Genomic DNA, 15,097 nt, shown 5'->3' with positions numbered 1-15,097 from the left:
TCTCCACTTGCAGCCGCTCCGAAAAACTGATGCACAGAGCTACTCATTGCTAGGTATTTCTGTACAAAGTCAGAGAGTGCATTCTCAGTCTTATAGTGACTCCGTTCAGGATTGTCGCGACACTAGCCATGTCAACAACTCCTCGCTAATCCGAGTATCGGTTTAGCATTGTATCGCAGAAATTACCCAGAGTTTTACCACTTGAGACGGCGGTGGGAGTACAAAGTGAAGTTTTAGGGGTTCCCAATTAATTGTTCGTAGTCGATGTGAGCTAATTTGTAAGCAAAGGTCGCGCGAATTATTGATTGCAGTCAATTATGGACGGAGCAAATGTATTGCCAAGCACCTCCGGCAGTCGCGCCATTCACCCCTTGGCTGTGTCAAGCTTGGCTGTGTCAAGTTTCGACCATCGAAGTTCGATCGGGTTCTTCTTGGCGGGAAACCTCAACAATTTGCTAGAAATGCAGGTGTCAGAATTATGATTAGCGGTAGCCCAGACTTTATATTACCAGGACTAGGGGTAGATCCGGCTCCGGAATTCCAAGAACTAGAAACTCCCGAAGGTGAGCTGCACCTGCGGTTCTACGTTCCTTCGGGGAACGAGTTCGCACTGCCAGCGACAGGGATTAGAGAGGTACTATCCCCGTCCCCAGACCGTATGACACCGATCCCCAACGTTTCCTCTCTGCTTTTAGGTACGCTAAATATGAGAGGACGAGTGATTTGGGTGGCAGACCTCGGCCAATTTCTGGGAGACCAAACACCTCTGAACACAGATAGACCCGAAATCCCGATCGTGGCTGTGGAAGACCAAGACACGATTTTGGGGCTGGCAGTCGATCGAATTGTGGGGATGGACTGGCTCGACGTAGAGCAACTGCACTCTCAGAACAATGCACCAGACGGCATGATTCCATTTCTGAGGGGAGAATGGATGTTAGGTGCACAAGCTCAGAAAGTGCTCCGACTGCTAGATCAAGTGAAAATTCTGCGCTCGGCGCGGTGGGCAGCGTGAAATCGATTTTAGATTTGCGATTTGCGATTTTCGATTGGGGTCTAACCATCAACAGTCACACGACTTGAGGCGCGCATCTAAACATTCAATTCAAGATAATAAAAATCAAAAATCTCAAATCTAAAATCTAAAATCCAAAGAGGGCGGCAAATGGCAACAAGTACCAACTTTCAGCAGGACTACCAACGGGCAGAAGCGGCCTACATGGATGGCAATTATTCAGAAGCCGCAGCCCTAGTTTATCAATTAGTAGAAGATTTTCCCGAAGACCCCAGCGCTCGCCTGCTGTGCGGACACATTTACTGCTACGGGCTGCAACAGTATGAGGTGGCGCGGGAACAGTACACGGTTGTGCTAGGCCTGAGTGACGACCCGAGTTTGGTGGAACACGCTCACAACGGAATTACCTACACAGACCAATTTTTATCTGGAGAGCTGCAAACGGAAAATTTCGAGGCTTTGTCTGCTGAAACAGAATTAGAATTCTACCCAGACTTATCTCTTGATGAAGGGTTAGAAGACCCGGATTTGGGACTTTTCCAAGGAAATTCCCCATCCCTTTCCTATAGAAGTCAATCCTCAGACGACATGGAAAACGAGGACTTGGCCGACTTGGGCATGAGTGGCTTGGGGTGGGAAGCAGAAGACGACGATCGCGCCGACCCTGTCTCAGATTTAACCTCACATTCTAACCCGTTTGCTGGCGACAGCGGCGGAATGGCAGCTTATGCTGAGACATCCGACTCGCTAGACATAGACGAGTTTGCCGACTCGGACTTTGGAGACCCTTTTGCCTTAGATGATGGAGGGTTTGATGCTGCTGACGTGTCTAGCAGCAAAGTGTCTGGGAAAAGCGCACCTTACTCAGGAGATTCGTTTTCAGAAGCTCCGACTCAGATGCTCAACGGTCAAAGTTTTGCCTCTTCAGACACCGGGAATTCCTTCGACTCAAACCAACTAGACTCCCCCATCGGGTCCTCGGACAATTTTGGCGAACCTTTTGCTGGGCTCGATTTGCCAGACGAATTCGACGATAACTCCGACTACGACTACCAAACCCCGCCCCAGAGCGGCCAAAATTACGGTCATAACGCACCTCTAGCCGAAGAGGAAGACCCGTTTGCCGAGGCGCTGCCCTCGTCGGGTTTCGGGTCTTCTCGACCTCAAAACAAGCAGCCGAATAACGGGTCGGACTACTCATCAAACTATTCCCTGGCGGAAGACGAAACGCTGTTGATGGGAGGTGCTGTCCCTAACTCTCAAAGTCAAAGGTCAAGCCGGGGACAATTTAATTCAGTCGATCGATCTTCCGCCAACAGCAACGGTTACAGCGACTCGGAACCCCCGGCATTTGGCTCTAGAGACAACTTCGAGTTAGATGCTTTTGATGATGATGCTTTTAGCGATTCTTTCTCTTTCGACGAAAACGAACAAGCGACAGCTTTTGGGGCGTCCGACAAGAACAACAGCGGCTGGTCGTCAAAAGCTGGGAACGTTCAACAACACAGCGACTTTTTAGACGAATTTGACGAATTTGACGATTTGGGCAATTTGCCGGACTTTGATATCTCAGAAGATGCCAGCAGTTCGATCTTGACTAGAGGTAACACCAATTTCGGCAACTCGACCAGCGGCATGATGGGAACGACTGGGAGCAGCCTGGACTTTGATAACAGCGATGGCTCAGCAATTCGGGATGACGAGATATTTAGCATAAACGGCCCGGCTGATGCGTCTGTGCCGAGTTTTGCTTCCACCGAAACAGAAGCGGTCGATACTTCGGTCACGGTAGAACAGGGGGGACTGGCTTTCTTGGAAAATGCCCCTTTGGTTACAAAACAGTTGTACACGGCAATCGGGGCGGGACTGGTTTCTCTGGTAGCTGTGGCTTTCGTCACGAACATTGCCTCCTATCAAGCTCTGCGGCAAGACAAACCCGAGGCGATCGTTTACCTGCGCCAAACAGGCTGGGTAATGACCGCAGCCGCAGGCTTTACGAGCTTTTTAACTTCTTGGGGCATCGGCCAGTTGATCGCCAAGCAGGTACGCAAGTCCTCGGATAATTTGCAAGCTCAGTTCGATGCCGTATCTCAAGGAACTTTGGATGCTCGCGCTACCGTTTACTCGGAAGATGAATTTGGTAAAATGGCTGCTAAATTCAACCACATGGCGAAGGTCATCCAAACCACGATTAGCGATACCAGGCGCAAGTCTGACGAGCAGGAACAGGCAAAAGAAGACTTGCAGCGCCAAGTGATTCGCTTGCTAGACGACGTGGAAGGAGCGGCCCGGGGTGACTTGACGGTGACTGCGGAAGTGACCGCAGACGTTTTGGGTGCTGTTGCTGACTCGTTTAACTTGACAATTCAAAATCTGCGCGAAATTGTCCATCAGGTGAAGCAGGCGGCTCGGGAGGTCAGCAAAGGCGCTACGGATAGTGCTAAGTTTGCGGGCGATTTGTCTTCCGACGCGCTGCGGCAAGCTGAGGAACTGGCGGCAACGCTGAATTCCGTGCAAGTCCTCACCGACGCGATTCAGCGGGTCGCAGAAAGCGCTAGAGAGGCGGAAGAAGTAGCCCGGGGCGCGGCGGCAACGGCTCTGAAAGGTGGCGAGGCTGTGGAGCGGACGGTGGCAGGGATTTTGGAAATTCGAGAAACAGTAGCAGAAACCACGAGAAAAGTCAAGCGCTTGGCGGAAGCTTCTCAAGAAATTTCTAAGATTGTGGCTTTAATTGCGACGATCGCCTCCCGGACGAATTTGTTGGCCCTCAACGCCAGTATTGAGGCGGCGAGAGCTGGGGAAGCGGGCAGGGGTTTCGCGATCGTGGCAGACGAGGTGCGACAATTGGCAGACCGATCGGCTAAGTCTTTGAAAGAAATCGAACAGATCGTGATGCAAATTCAAAGCGAAACCGGCGCGGTAATGACGGCCATGGAAGAAGGGACGCAGCAGGTTATTGAGGGGACAAGATTGGCAGAACAGGCGAAGCGATCGCTTGAAGATATCATTCAAGTAACTAACCGAATTGACGTGCTAGTGCGATCGATTACTGCAGACACTGTAGAGCAAAACGAAACCGCTCGCGCCGTAGCTTCTGTGATGCAAGCAGTGGAATTAACTGCTCAGGAAACCTCCCAAGAAGCGCAGCGAGTTTCGGGTGCTTTGCAAAACTTGGTGGGCGTTGCTCGCGACCTTTTGACATCGGTGGAAAGATTCCGAGTAGAAACAGCAGAAAGACAATAATCAATTGTCTAATGCTTTTTTTGCGGGCTGATTTACAATCCGATTAGTGTGGCAATAATGGGATACAAAAAGCACCCTCGCAGTCTTGAAACCGCTGCGGGGCTGCCAATTCAACACCTAAAGCAAGTAGGAGTTGCACAGATGGGCGACAACATAGTAGAAGTAATTCCTGGCATATTTGGTGAGATTCAGCCGACGGGGTGTATTATCTCTACCCTCTCCAAAAACAGCAGGGGCTATGCCAACAAAAGACTTCGCATTAACGGTGAATGGAAAACGCTGACAGTCCACCGTTTAGTATTAGAAAATATTTTAGGTCGTCCGATTAGACCGGAATACTTTGCTTGCCACACTTGCGATGTCCGCAACTGCATTAATTCCAACCATTTATGGGAAGGTTCTAGACGTGAAAATTCTCAAGATAGGTTTAAGAAAGGACGGATTAAAGATGTAGGAAGTACATCGGCTCCTCAACCTCAAAAACAAGTGCGAGGCATAGAAGTAATTCCAGGCATTCGCGCTGAAATACAGCCGAACGGCTGCATGATTTGTACGTTGGCTAAAAGAAGTGATGGTTACGCCATTAAAGGTACTAAAATTAATGGCCAAACAAAAAGTTTCTACGCTCACAGACTTGTACTGGAACACAAACTGGGACGGCCTGTCAAACCCGGTTATTTTGCGTGTCACAGTTGCGACGATCGCGGTTGTGTCAATCCAGACCATTTGTGGGAAGGAACCCCCGCCGATAACTCCCGCGATGCTATAGAAAAAAACCGCTTTCCTTTCGTTCCAGGCAATATCTGCCCTAACCGCAAACTAAAACCCGAACAGGTGCGGGAGATTCGCTATCTTTTAGGTGAGGGCATATCGAAAAGAAAAATAGCCAGGACATTTGCCATATCTCACAGTCAGATTATTCTCTTGGCAAGGGGCGAGATCTACAAAGAGCTTCTCTAGAACTACTAACATAGACCCAATACAATAACGCTTAAAATCAGGAATAAAACTATGCTGCCGGAGCAACAACAGAGGATAATGGGCTACTTTATTGAGGAGGCAAAAGACCACCTCAATACGATCGAACAAGGCTTGCTGAATCTGCAAACCACGATCGAAGACCCAGAACTGGTCAACGAAGTATTTAGGGCCGCTCACTCTGTCAAAGGAGGAGCAGCAATGCTGGGGCTGACCAGCATTCAACAAACAGCTCACCGACTAGAAGATAGTTTTAAAGTTTTAAAAGAGTGCAGCGTTAAAGTAGACCAACAGCTAGAGTCCCTTTTTCTGCGAATTTTTGACACATTGCAAGGACTCTTAGAGCAACTGTCGGGGCCTTTTGGACTGACAGAAGAATTGGGAGAACAGATGGTTCGAGAATTAGAACCAGTATTTGAAGAGCTCAACGGGCACTTGGGGGGACTCGTCGGACACGGAGAACACCATGCAGACGAGACCTACGCGATGCCAGTACCCGAACCAGTTATGGCGGGGATGGGAGTCGGGGCGTTAGCCTCATCAAGGAGTATTCCGGATTCGCGGTCAGTTTACGCACCTGATGCCAGATCAACAGAAGACAGCGCGCTGCAGCTAGTATTTGACTCAGACGTGCCGGCGAGGATGCGGGAACTCCTGCAAGAGTTCAAACAGCCCGAGGGGCCAGAAAGCAGGCGGCAACTCAAGAACATTTGTCGGAATTTGCTCAGGGCGGGGGAAGAATTTGGACTGCCTTGCTGGATAGAATTGATTCAAGCTGTATCCAAGGCGATCGCCAACCCAGAAAATACCTACCGCACCTTAGCCCCAACGGTGATCAAAGACATCAAACAAGCGCAAGAACTTGTAATTTCTGGTCTAGAATCGTCGATCGCACCAAGCGCAAAACTTCTGGCGCTGCAGCCGGCTGTTCTGGTTCCAGAAACGGATTTTGAAGATTTGCTGGCATTCGCTCAACCGAGTAAATCGGGGACAAATGGGGTTTCTGTTGAGGATGAGGCCTGGGATATGGTGGGATCGGGCGATGCCCCGGATGGATTGAACAAGTTGCTGCCAACTATTTCTGGGCTGAGTATAGACGAGCTGTTCGACCAACTCGACAGCGGCGACAGCAACGATGACAGTGGCCTTCGCTCCGCCCAGTTCGACGATTCCGCCTTCGCAGAATCGGATATGGAGACGGGTGCTTTTAGAGGCTCGACCCGCACGGGCCCGGAAGTGGGCGCGGCAGAACTCAACACTTTAGCTGACTTGTTTGACGGCGAGTCGCCGGATCTCGACGGCACTTGGGAAGAAGAAGAAGACCTCGACTATGCACAGTCTTCTGGGATATCGGCGGCGGGAATGCTGGGGTCAGACGATGACAATTCCGGCGATTTTACTGATTTGTTGTTTGACGAATACGATTCGGAAAGTTCCGAAACGAACACAAAGCCTCCGATTGATGACCTGACGAGTTTGTTTGGGGAGGATTTGCTGTTTGGAGAGGAGGCAGAGGGGTCGGCAGTAGCTGCCGGTCAGAAAAATGGGGGTTCGAGCCAGCGGTTAACTCGCAAACAGCTTAAAACGGGTAACGGTAAGGGCGGTTTGGAGCGGCGAGAGGAGACGGTAGCCCCAGCCAGGGGACAAGCGGACGAAGATGCTCTCGGTACGCTTTTGGACGAAGTGGCCGCCCAAACTTCTGCTGGTGTTACAGACAATGCTGATTTCGATAACTTGTTCGGCGATTTAGGCTTATCTGAGGCAACGGATGTGCCGGCAGTTTCTTCGGAGTATTCCCTGAAGTCGGAGGCTTTAGACGGAGAATCGAAGGAGCCTGCAGCAGGGGGGGGCAATAATGATTCAGCGGATGCCGAAGCGCTTGGTCTCCCTGAAATGGATGATTTCGAGTTGTTCTCTGAGCTTGGCGAGGACTCGGATTTGAGCGAGCTGTTAGGGATTACTTCTAATTTCCTTTCTTCAGAAGACGAAGGTACGGAGAACGGGGGCGATCGAGATCGAGCTGCTGGCATCCCACAAAATGAGGAAAGGGGCAACGTTCTTAACATGACATCAAATTCTGATTTAGATATCTCTGCGGATGAAAACTGGCTAGAAGATGCTTTCGGCCTGGAAGACGAGTCTGTGCAATCGCTCAACCTGGAGCTGGACGATACGGATTTAGATGCGCTGTTTGGGGATATGACCTCGGGTGCGATTTCTGAGGATGAACAGACTGTGCGCGATCGGCAAGGAGTGGCTACTTCCCGAGAAGCGGCAGATTTGGCTGAGCTGTTCGGTTCTGTACCTACGGGTACTGAGTATGACGGAGAAGCTTCGGGGCAAGCCCGTGGGGGTTGGCTGAATGATGGGGATTCACATTTGCTCGGTGCCGGTGTCGGAGTTGATGAGGGCGACTTGGGGAGTTTGTTCGACAACAATGGTGCTACTGTTTCCGAAAACGGCTTGACAAATTCGGCAGCGGTTGAACTTGGGGCTTTGTCCGATCGTCCTGAGTCGGAAATTTCAAATGTCGAATCTGATGAGGGCGCAGTTTTCGATTTGTTGGAGGATATGTTTGGGGAAGGCATGGTGCAGGACGGCGATGCTGGAGCGGCGCCAGATGACGGCGCGGCTCTTGATGTTGAGGAATTGTCGGCCCAACTTCCCGATGGTTTGTCCGACGAGGTGGGTGGGGATTTGTTCGATCGAGCCGAAACAGATGGCGCCGGGGAGTCTGAGGGCGAAGATGATTTGTTTGATGCCCTGGAAACAGATTTTTCGAGTGCGGATTTAGAGGCGCTGCCGACAGAATCTCTTGATGGTATGTTTGAGGGCGATGCTGACTTGCTCTCGGCGATGGAAACCGGGGCTACTCTCAACAACGCGATTTGGATGGGTTTTGACGATTTGTTGGATTCCATCGATGCTGAGGTTCTGGTGACTTCGGAACTGACGACGGGCTTTTGGGACGCTGAGGACGAGTCGGCCCAGGCCGATTCCTCAGAGTTGGAAGAGGGGTCGCTGGCAGACTTTTTTGGCGAGGACGAATCAGGCGCTGAGGATGACGAAGGCAATTTTGACGATTTAGAAGCACTGTTAATTGCAGGGGGTGCTGGAGCTGTCATAGCAGCTTCTGGGAGTACAAATCAGAGTCCGGTAAATACAGAAGTTTTCTCGGATCTCGAAGAGCTCCTCAGCGAGAGCGCAACTATGCCGGAAATTCCTGCACCGGCGACAACTGCCAGTAAAGCTTCGCGCGCTGCAGCCGAGGAGAGCGACGACGAATTTGGCGATTTGGAAAAACTGCTGGAAGATCCCAAGGAGAGCGGCCGCCAAGGGGAAGCCAATATGGGGCCGTCGGCGATCAACAGACCCAGGCGCAATATGCGCGCGGGCGGGTTCGGCGACCAAACGATGCGGGTGCCGATCAAGCAACTGGATAACCTCAGCAATTTGATGGGGGAACTGGTGGTGAACCGCAACAGTTTGGAGCAAGACCAAGAACGGATGCGGCAGTTTTTGGACAATTTGCTGCACCAGGTTGCGCTGCTGAGCGATGTGAGCCAGCGGACTCAGGATTTCTACGAGCGGAGTCTTTTGGAGATTGCTTTGCTGGCAAACCGCCAGGGACACCGATCGGCCTGGCGCTCTGAGGATTCGGCCCACACTCGGGAAAGTGCCTGGAGACCGGAGGAAATGGACAGGTTTACTCCTTTCCACAGTTTGGCTCAGGAGATTATTGAGCTGATCGTGCGGGTGCGGGAGTCGGCGGCGGACATTGAGTTTTTGGTGGATGAGGCGGATCAGGTGACTCGCCAACTGCGGCAAGTTACTACTCAACTGCAAGAAGGTTTGACTCGCGCCCGGATGAAGCCGTTTGCGGAGACGACGGACAGGCTGTTCCGGGCGGTGCGGGAAATTGCGATTAAGTGCGGGAAGCAGGCTCAGTTGCAGGTTGAGGGTAAGGATATTCAGATCGACAAGATGATTGTGGATCAGCTATATGACCCGATGACTCATTTGGTGAACAATGCCATTACTCACGGGATCGAACCGCCCGAAGTGCGTCTGGCGGCTGGGAAGCCAGCAGTCGGCAGAATTACCATTCGCGCTTTCCACCAAGGGAACCAAACCGTGGTTTCGGTTTCTGACGACGGGGCGGGAATTGACCCGCAACGGGTGAAGGCGAAGGCGATTAAGCAGGGTATGCTGACGGCGGCTCAGGCTCAGAGGATGTCTCGCTCGGAAGTTTACGATTTGCTGTTTATGCCGGGTTTCAGCACTCAGGAACAGGCTACAGAGTATGCCGGCCGGGGGGTCGGTATGAATGTGGTGCAGACTTCCTTGCAGGAGATTCGCGGTACTGTGTCGATCGATTCAACCATCGGCAAGGGGACTGTGTTTACCATCCGTTTACCTCTGGTGTTGAGCATTTCTAAGGCTCTGACTTGCATTAGCGATCGAGCTCGCATTGCTTTCCCGATGGATGGGGTCGAGGATATGATCGATGTGCCTCGCGATCAGGTGACGACGGGGGCGGACGGTTTGCCTTGCATTGAGTGGCGGGGTCAAAGCTTGCCGTTCAGGCCGCTGCGGGATTTGCTGGCTTACAACCGCCATTTGGGCCGGGGCAGTGTTTACGGGTTTAATACTGACGATGACATGATTTCGGTGATCGTGCTGCGGTCTGCTGGCAATTTCTTAGCGGTGCAGGTGGATCAGGTTTCGACGGAACAGGAAATTGTGATCAAGCCGTTGGAAGGGCCGGTGCCGAAGCCGATCGGGATTGCTGGGGCCACGGTGCTCGGGGACGGTCGGATCGTGGCAATTGCGGACGTTCTGGAACTGATCGATTTGGCTACCGGAAGGCTGCGTAAGGACACTGGCGGTACGCTTTGGGATGAGAGCGAGAAGGCTACTAAGGAGGCGGAAATCGAGAAGACTGAGCCGACTGTGCTGATTGTGGATGACTCGATTACGGTGCGATCGCTCTTGTCGATTACTTTCGAGAAGTCTGGCTATCGTGTGGAAGAAGCTCGCGACGGTAAGGAAGCTTGGGAAAAGATGAAATCTGGTCTGCCTTGCGATATCGTTTTCTGCGATATTGAAATGCCGAGAATGGACGGTTTGGAACTACTTTCTCGGATGCAGAAGGATGCGGTTTTGTGTGAATTGCCGATCGCGATGTTGACTTCTCGCGGTGCTGACAGACACCGCCAAATGGCTTACAGTTTGGGCGCGAAAGGTTATTTCACTAAGCCTTATTTGGAGGAGCAATTGCTTGATGCTGCTTCTCGGATGTTGAAAGGTGAGGTTGTTGGTGCTCCGGTTGCTGTGTAATGTGTAAATGTGCGTTTATCTGCGGTTGAAAAAGGCAATTTCTCCGACCGCAGATAAGAATTAATAAAGGCGGATTCACGCAGATAATCTCTAATTCATCTGCGTGAATCTGTGTTTATCTGCGTTTATCTGCGGTTAAAAAAGGGAATTTCTTAACCGCAGATAAAAATAGATAGACCGGGATTGACGCAGGTTTAGCTCGCGCTTTCGGTTTTGGTGGTAGGCTGGGAAAGTGGGGTTTAGCGGAAGGGCGATCGAGGTTATGAATGAACGCTGAAGAACTTTTAGAAAAATACGCAGCAGGACAGCGCAACTTTAGGGGAGCAGACTTAAGTGGGGTAGACCTTCAAGGTGCAGACTTGAGCGGGATAGATTTACAGGATGCCAATTTGTCCAGAGCAGAATTGAGTGAAGCAATCCTGAGTAAGGCAAGCCTTCACAGGACAAACCTCAGCAGGGCATCATTAAAAGGTGCGAATTTGAGTAAGGTAATGTATGGTTCACAAAATCTATCTTGGGCAGACCTTAGCGGTGCTGATTTAAGTGGAGCAAGCTTGAGTGGTGCCAACTTAACTAATGCCAATCTAGATAAAGCAAACTTGAGGGGAGCAAATCTAGCCTCTGCTAACATAACTTTAGCTTCTTTGATAGAGACAAACCTGAGTCTAGCCAATCTGACTGATGCAAATTTGACTGGGGCAAACTTGACTAAGGCAGACTTATGTCGCGCAGAGTTAGGTGGCGCAAAAATTATACAAACTAATTTTCAAGGAGCTAATTTACGAGAAGTAAATATGCCTAAATTGGGTCTATCTAGCGAAAATCTAGCTGATGCAAATTTGAGTCGATGCGACTTGGAAAAGGCATATCTCACCAAAGCTAATCTGCAAAGAGCAAACCTAGAGCAAGCCAATCTGCAAGGCGCACATTTGAGCAATGCAAATCTAGCTGATGCAAATTTGAGTCGATGCGACTTGGAAAAGGCATATTTCAACAACGCTAATCTGCAAAGAGCAAACCTAGAGCAAGCCAATCTGCACGAGGCAAATTTGAGCAATGCAAATCTGGAGGGAGCAAATTTGAAGAAGGCTAACTTGATGAATGCAAACAGCTATGGCTGGAATATCAGAAATGCAGACTTCACTGATGCGATAATGCCCGATGGAGAAATCTACCAATCAGAAATCTCCGAACCAGAAATCGATTACAAACCGGAAACCTCTCAACAAGAATCCCAAAAAGTGACATCTATGACGCGCAAAATTATTCGTACTGACAAAGCACCTGCACCCGTGGGCCCTTACAATCAAGCCATTGCCGCAACGGGCACTATGCTGTTTGTAGCAGGTCAAATTGCGATCGACATTAGACTAAACGATATTGTCTACACCGACGATGTGGCAAAACAAACCGAACAAGTCATGGCAAATCTCGAAGCGATTCTCACAGAAGCGGGCGCTACTTGGTTGGATGTGGTAAAAACTACGGTTTTCCTCAAAGATATGAATGATTTTGCCGCCGTGAATGCGGTTTATGCGAAATATTTTGATGCGGAAACAGCACCGGCGCGCGCTTGTGTGGAGGTTTCGCGTTTGCCGAAAGATGTGTTAGTTGAAATTGACTGTATTGCTGTGATTTGATTTCATCTTCTTTGAGAAACCAGGCTTTTTCCATAAGCCTGGTTTCTGGATATTTGGTTTTTTTTATGTTTCTGAGTGATTTAACCGCAGAGGGCGCTGAGGGCGCTGAGAAAGAGGGGAGAGAGATGAATAATTTGAAAGTTTATTTATAGCAACCGCCGAGGGTAAAGTGCGCGAGTGTATTAACTTCTACAGCCGATCGCACTTTTGTCGATCTGTCGCTGTCGCGCACCTACTCCCAAATCAATCTGAAACAATCAGATTTTATCTCAATTAGCAATTAGCAATTACTAATTACGAGTTAGCAATTAGCAATTAGCAATTACTCTACAAGTAATTACCAATTACCAACTGTAAACTATTTATTCAACGCTTCGCGGGCGGCTACCGCTTCGTCGGGATGAATATTCAAGCGGGTCAAATTAATTCGACCTTTATTGTCAATTTCTCGCACTTTGACAATCACTTCATCGTTTACAGCTAACTCGTCTTCCACTTTGCCAACGCGGTAGTCCGCTAACTGGGAAATGTGAATCATGCCTTCTTTTCCTGGCAAAATTTCCACGAAAGCGCCGATCGGAATAATTCGAGTTACGCGGCCGACATACACGTCTCCTGCATTCAACTTGCGCGTCATGCCTTGGACAATGTTGTAAGCCCGCTGAGCTTTTTCGCTGTCGTTGCCAGCAATTGTCACGGTTCCGTCGTCTTCGATGTCTATTTTGACACCGGTTTCTTCGGTGATGGCTTTGATCGTTTTGCCACCAGGCCCAATTACCAAACCGATAAATTCTGGATCGATTTTCAGGGTTAGCAAACGCGGTGCAAACGGCGACATTTCCTTGCGGGGAGTGTCGATGGTTGCCAGCATTCTTTCTAAAATTTGCAGTCTGGCCGGTTTGGCTTGACGGATGGCATTGGCAATCACATCTAAGGGCAAACCTTTGATTTTCATGTCCATCTGCAAAGCGGTAATACCGGTGTCGGTACCAGCTACTTTGAAGTCCATGTCGCCTAAAAAGTCTTCAATTGCCTGAATGTCAGTCAAAATTCGGACTTCATCGCCTTCTTTAATTAAGCCCATTGCCGCGCCGCTGACGGGTTGGGAAAGGGGAACGCCTGCATCCATTAATGCTAGCGTTGAGGCGCAAACTGAACCCATTGAGGTCGAACCGTCGGAAGAAAGGACTTCTGAAACTACGCGAATCACGTAGGGGAAATCTTCTTTGGATGGCAAAACCGGCAGCAAAGCGCGTTCTGCGAGGGCTCCGTGACCGATTTCTCGGCGTCCGGGCGATCGCATCGGCTTGGTTTCTGCTACCGAAAACGGCGGGAAATTGTAGTGGTGGAGGTAGCGTTTGTCTTGCTGCGGGTGCAAGTCGTCCCCTAAGTCTTGGGCGTCGCCTGGGGTTCCCAGGGTAGCTGCGGACAAGACTTGAGTCAACCCGCGATTAAACAACCCAGTGCCGTGTACTCGCGACGGCAGCACGCCTACGCGACAAGAAACGGGTCGCACCTCGTCTAGCTTGCGACCGTCTACACGGACGCCATCTTCGAGGATCTGCTTCCGCATCATTTTTTTGGTAACGTCTTTGAAAACGTTGCCGATCGCCTTGCTGTTGGCGGTGGCGGCTACTTTTACCGGGTCCTCTTCCGGGAGTTCGGCGATCGCAGCTTCGACTTCATTTGCCTTAACTTCGTCCAATGCTGCATTCCGTATTGTTTTGTCTTTTTCAAATCTTGACAAAATGATGCGGATGGGTTCTTGGGCGCGATCGCGAATAAAGTTTTCCAGGGCCGAGTCTAGGGATGGGCGTTCCTCTACCACCAAATCGATGCCCAATTCCGCCATAATTTCGCGCTGCGCTTGAATCAAGTCACAGGCTGCTTCATAGCCGAAGTCGATCGCCTCGATGATATCCTGTTCGGGCAACTGGTTGGCGCCGGCTTCTACCATGATTACTCCGTCAGGAGAACCAGCTACCACGAGATCCAACTCGCCTTCTTTGATTTCGCTGTAGGTGGGGTTGATGATGAAATCGTCCCCTACCAAACCGACTCGTACTGCGGCCATCGGCCCGTAAAACGGCATTTTCGCCAGCAGTATCGCCACCGAAGCCCCCGTCACTGCCAAAACGTCCGGTGGCACTTGTTCGTCCATCGAAACCGTTGTGGCTACAACTTGGATGTCATCTCGCAGCCAGCTTGGAAATAGCGGGCGCAGCGGTCGATCGATCAAACGGCCAGTCAAAGTCACTTTTTCGGGGGGACGCCCTTCCCTTCGCAAAAATCCACCGGGAATTTTACCGCCAGCGTAGAGTCTCTCTTCGTAATCCACCAACAGGGGCAGGAAATCAATTCCTTCTCTCCCCTGCGATCGAGTCGCTGTCACTAAAACCGCTGTGTCACCCGACTGAATCAAAACTGCACCGCCTGCTTGAGGCGCTAGTAAACCAATCTTCAGTCTAATATCCCGTCCATCGAAGGATATTGACTTGTCTATCTCTACCATGTAGCACTGCTTCCTTATCTACCACATTCTTTCTCTGTCGGGATCGTAACATTACCACAGGATGTTTGAGAGTCCGACGCCAAAAGACAGGGATAATCGCCTCGCGATCCACTGTCTGCGTCTGGCTTATAAGCATTTATACTCTCAAATTATTTTTTGCAGTCTGGGGTCGATTCTCCGGTCGATCGCCCGCTAAACGCCTTCCATAGATGGTACTATGAATTTTCATTTGGGAATTGGGACGTTGAAGGAAGAAGGAAGAAGGATTTAGTTATCTAGGACAGGGAATAAGCCGTAAGGTGGTTAGGGCGCACCCTACATATACAGGTTCTACCTAATTCCTGTCTGGCTCAAAATATCCTTTGTTTG

The 15,097-nt window shown here is 50.3% G+C and carries 7 protein-coding genes; 6 read left to right on the top strand and 1 reads right to left on the bottom strand.

The features are described from left to right. Positions 1-317 precede the first annotated feature (317 nt). From QUB14_RS10305 to QUB14_RS10280, 6 genes are all read left to right on the top strand, one after another. A complete protein-coding gene (locus QUB14_RS10305) occupies positions 318-482 on the top strand; it encodes a hypothetical protein (RefSeq protein WP_333216770.1) in 165 nt (54 codons plus the stop codon). After that, on the top strand, positions 482-1,015 hold the full coding sequence (locus QUB14_RS10300) for a chemotaxis protein CheW (RefSeq protein ID WP_190661936.1): 534 nt from the start codon (positions 482-484) through the stop codon (positions 1,013-1,015). The genes QUB14_RS10305 and QUB14_RS10300 overlap by 1 nt, the downstream gene beginning before the upstream one ends. Positions 1,016-1,165: 150 nt before the next feature. Further along, the gene (locus tag QUB14_RS10295; RefSeq protein WP_333216768.1) at positions 1,166-4,258 is read left to right on the top strand and encodes a methyl-accepting chemotaxis protein; all 3,093 of its coding nucleotides are present in this window, start codon (positions 1,166-1,168) and stop codon (positions 4,256-4,258) included. Positions 4,259-4,315: 57 nt separating this feature from the next. Further along, positions 4,316-5,218 (top strand): HNH endonuclease, encoded by a 903-nt coding sequence (locus QUB14_RS10290; protein ID WP_333216766.1) that lies wholly within the window; start codon positions 4,316-4,318, stop codon positions 5,216-5,218. Positions 5,219-5,269: 51 nt separating this feature from the next. Continuing rightward, a complete protein-coding gene (locus QUB14_RS10285) occupies positions 5,270-10,576 on the top strand; it encodes a response regulator (RefSeq protein WP_333216764.1) in 5,307 nt (1,768 codons plus the stop codon). Positions 10,577-10,842: 266 nt separating this feature from the next. Then, a complete protein-coding gene (locus tag QUB14_RS10280; RefSeq protein WP_333216762.1) occupies positions 10,843-12,216 on the top strand; it encodes a Rid family detoxifying hydrolase in 1,374 nt (457 codons plus the stop codon). 358 nt (positions 12,217-12,574) lie between these two features. Here the strand turns inward: QUB14_RS10280 and QUB14_RS10275 are convergent, their stop codons facing one another. Continuing rightward, positions 12,575-14,728 carry a polyribonucleotide nucleotidyltransferase gene (locus QUB14_RS10275; RefSeq protein ID WP_333216760.1) on the bottom strand — a complete coding sequence of 718 codons (2,154 nt, stop codon included), beginning with the start codon at positions 14,726-14,728 and terminating at the stop codon, positions 12,575-12,577. Positions 14,729-15,097: the final 369 nt, after the last annotated feature.

The organism is Microcoleus sp. B3-D2, assembly GCF_036705345.1.
Lineage (GTDB): Bacteria > Cyanobacteriota > Cyanobacteriia > Cyanobacteriales > Microcoleaceae > Microcoleus.
Note: the sequence above shows the minus strand (reverse complement) of the source record. Positions and strands in the feature narration are given on the sequence as shown.

Coding starts and splice junctions, on each gene's coding strand:
- QUB14_RS10305 (WP_333216770.1), top strand. CDS start 318: ATGGACGGAGCAAATGTATTGCCAAGCACCTCCGGCAGTCGCGCCATT.
- QUB14_RS10295 (WP_333216768.1), top strand. CDS start 1,166: ATGGCAACAAGTACCAACTTTCAGCAGGACTACCAACGGGCAGAAGCG.
- QUB14_RS10290 (WP_333216766.1), top strand. CDS start 4,316: ATGGGATACAAAAAGCACCCTCGCAGTCTTGAAACCGCTGCGGGGCTG.
- QUB14_RS10285 (WP_333216764.1), top strand. CDS start 5,270: ATGCTGCCGGAGCAACAACAGAGGATAATGGGCTACTTTATTGAGGAG.
- QUB14_RS10280 (WP_333216762.1), top strand. CDS start 10,843: ATGAACGCTGAAGAACTTTTAGAAAAATACGCAGCAGGACAGCGCAAC.
- QUB14_RS10275 (WP_333216760.1), bottom strand. CDS start 14,728: ATGGTAGAGATAGACAAGTCAATATCCTTCGATGGACGGGATATTAGA.